Origin of the sequence: Candidatus Erwinia dacicola, from assembly GCF_001756855.1 — a bacterium.
Classification (GTDB): domain Bacteria; phylum Pseudomonadota; class Gammaproteobacteria; order Enterobacterales; family Enterobacteriaceae; genus Erwinia; species Erwinia dacicola.
Window position 1 is genome coordinate 1 of record NZ_MAYS01000185.1, and the last position, 2,969, is coordinate 2,969.

The following is a 2,969-nucleotide window of genomic DNA, read 5'->3' on the forward strand; positions in this document are numbered from 1 at the left end:
GTTGCCGCCGCTATTATCTCGCTGCTGAGCGGCTATAAGGACGTCTGTCACACAATCACATTCGACAACGGCAGGGAGTTTACCCGGCACAAGGAAGTCGCTGACGCGTTGGAAGCGGAAACCTACTTCGCTCATCCATATGCCTCGTGGCAGCGCGGGCTAAACGAGAACACCAATGGGTTGTTGAGGCAGTTTATCCCGAAAGGAACTGACCTGACGGCAGTGACGGATGACGAGTTCCGCAAGTACCAGGGAGCACTGAATAACAGGCCACGGAAATGCCTTGGGTTCCGGCAACCTTCAGTGGTCTTTGTAGAGCTAAAACAGGCGGCTTAGCGTTGCACTTCGAACTTGAATCCGCCGGCTGCTGCGCCGGAATGCGCACGATGCGCTGGAAATCTATCAGAGTGCGTTACAGCTGCTGCTGGGCAACGAACAGGATGCGGTGAAACTGGCGTATCAGCGCATGGAGGTAAACTAGGCGCACAATGCGCTGTTTAACTCGCTGCATTAGGCGATGCAGGAGCCGGGCTTTAACTCCAGATATCTGTCCGATATGAAGCTGTGGGAGACGCACAGTCAGTTTATCGTTGGACATATCAACGCCCTGACCATTCTGGCATACGAACACACCACGCCGACGCTGGCGGAGCGCTATTTACAGTTGTGTGAGATTGCGCTGCAGCGCTGTCAGCAGCGGCTGGAGTATGACGGGCTGAGCTCGGAGACGAACGTGCTGGATGTACCGGAAGATATTCATCAGGGACCGGTGACCATTATCGAGCGCCATGTGAAGCGCATTCTGGGGCATCTTGGCATGATTTATACCATTTCATCACTGACCTAGAGCCAGTGACCGCATCATGGCCGCTGGCTGTCATGACGGTTTAGAAAATCCTCAAAATAACGTAGGGGCAGACCCTTTGTTTCGGTCCGCCCGCAGCAGCATGCCCATCATCAGCAAGGGGCGACCGGAAAAAAGGTCGCTCCCTACGATCGATCACCTAAGCACCTTTTTTATCGCCGTGGCAAACCGCGCCATGCCTTCGGCGATATCGGTTGGTTCAATCACCAACGATGGCGCAAAACGCATAACGTCGGTGCCGGCAACCAGCACCATCACCCCTTCTGCTGCTGCGGCATTGAGCATATCACACGCTTTGCCTACATGCTGCGGCTTCAGCGCGGCACCAATTAACAGGCCCTGACCGCGAATATCGCTAAATAGATCGAAGCGGGCGTCCAGCGCTTTTAACTGCTCAACAAACAGCTGGCGGCGTTCGGCGACCCCGTTCAGCACTTCCGGCGTGTTGATAATATCCAGCACCGCTTCCGCCACCGCACAGGCTAGCGGGTTACCGCCATAGGTGGTCCCGTGTACGCCAGGGGCCATCACCGAAGCAATCTCGTTAGTGGTCAGCATTGCGCTCACCGGGAAACCGCCGCCCAGCGCCTTCGCTGTGGTGACGATATCCGGCTTCACGCCGTAGTGCTCATGAGCAAACAGCTTGCCGCTGCGCCCCATGCTGCTTTGCACTTCATCCAGCACCAGCAGTGCCTGATGCTCGTCACACAGCTGACGCAGCCCCTGCAAAAATGCCTGGGTTGCAGGCATCACGCCACCCTCACCCTGGATCGGCTCAACGACAATCGCGCAGGTGTGATTGTCGATCACCGCTTTCACCGCCGCCAGATCGTTGAACGGCACATGGACGATATCCGCCGGTTTCGGCCCGAAGCCATCGGAATATTTCGGCTGCCCGCCGACCGATACGGTAAATAGCGTGCGGCCGTGGAAGGCATTATGGAAGGCGATGATTTTGCTTTTGAACGGGCTGTGGCGTTTAGTGGCGTAGTAGCGCGCCAGTTTGAACGCCGCTTCGTTGGCTTCCGCACCGGAGTTGGCAAAGAACACGCGCTCGGCAAAGGTGGCGTTGATTAGCTTAGATGCTAGGCGTAGCGCCGGCTCGTTGGTAAACACGTTGCTGGTGTGCCACAGGGTTTCCCCCTGGGATTTTAACGCTGCCACCAGTGCAGGATGACAATGACCCAGCGCGGTCACCGCGATGCCGCCGGAGAAATCGACATATTCTTTACCCTGCTGGTCCCAGACGCGGCTGCCTTTGCCTTTCACCGGCACAAACTGCGCTGGTGCATAAACAGGCAAAATCACCTCATCAAATGTCGCCCGCGTTACCGCTAATTTTTCCGCTGCCATTCACTACCTCGCCATTGAATTATTCCAAGAATGTGGAATTTTAGTCATAAAATATGCATAAAAATTATAACAAGGCAACCATTAATCAGCCTTTGAGGAAATTAGCCAGTAGCTGATGCCCTTGCTCGCTGAGGATGCTCTCCGGGTGAAACTGTACGCCTTCCAGCGGCAGGGTGCGGTGACGAAAACCCATAATCTCATCTGGCTGGTCGTCGCGAAGCGTCCACGCTGTCAGCTCAAACTGCGCGGGCAGGCTCTCGACGATCAACGAATGGTAGCGGGTCACGATCAACGGATGATTAAGCCCGGCAAACACGCCGCCATCATTATGCTCAATAGCGGAGGTTTTGCCATGCATCACCTGGCGGGCACGCACCACGCGGGCACCAAATGCCTGGGCGATGGCCTGATGCCCTAGGCACACCCCGAGTATGGGCAGCTGGCTGGCAAAGTGGCAAATAGCCTCTAGGGAGATCCCAGCATCATCGGGGGTACAGGGGCCGGGGGAGATGACCAGCTGTTGCGGTGCCAGCGCGCTGATTTCTGCCAGCGTGATGTCGTCATTGCGCCGCACCTGCACCTCTGCCCCCAGTTCTGAAAAATATTGATAAAGATTCCAAGTAAAGGAGTCGTAGTTGTCGATCAGCAGCAACACGGGGGATCCCCCAGAGAAAAATGGCGGAAGGAAAATAGCTGGTCGCCAGCAGACACCCCATTTCCAGTTAAAACGTAACAAAACGGAGGGGGCTTA

The 2,969-nt window shown here is 55.8% G+C and carries 3 protein-coding genes and 1 pseudogene; 2 read left to right on the forward strand and 2 right to left on the reverse strand.

Annotated elements, in window-relative coordinates; translation table 11 throughout:
- Window positions 1-336, forward strand: a 336-nt coding sequence (locus tag BBW68_RS05805) for an IS30 family transposase (protein ID WP_148127559.1), incomplete at its 5' end; no start/stop codon positions are given.
- A gap of 28 nt (window positions 337-364) precedes the next feature.
- A pseudogene (locus BBW68_RS05810) lies at window positions 365-847 on the forward strand (YccS/YhfK family putative transporter); the annotation flags it as partial.
- Between the two features lie 153 nt (window positions 848-1,000).
- On the opposite strand, the gene argD reads toward BBW68_RS05810, so the two are convergent.
- Window positions 1,001-2,218: a bifunctional acetylornithine/succinyldiaminopimelate transaminase gene (argD, locus tag BBW68_RS05815; RefSeq protein ID WP_070134395.1), complete on the reverse strand. Its 1,218-nt coding sequence runs from the start codon at window positions 2,216-2,218 to the stop codon at window positions 1,001-1,003.
- A gap of 85 nt (window positions 2,219-2,303) precedes the next feature.
- Entirely contained in the window at window positions 2,304-2,873 is a 570-nt protein-coding gene (locus BBW68_RS05820; RefSeq protein ID WP_070134396.1) for an aminodeoxychorismate synthase component II, read from the reverse strand.
- Between the last annotated feature and the right edge of the window lie 96 nt (window positions 2,874-2,969).

Bases quoted from the DNA above. Each gene is read 5' to 3' on its own strand.
- argD (WP_070134395.1), bottom strand. From the start codon at position 2,218: ATGGCAGCGGAAAAATTAGCGGTAACGCGGGCGACATTTGATGAGGTG.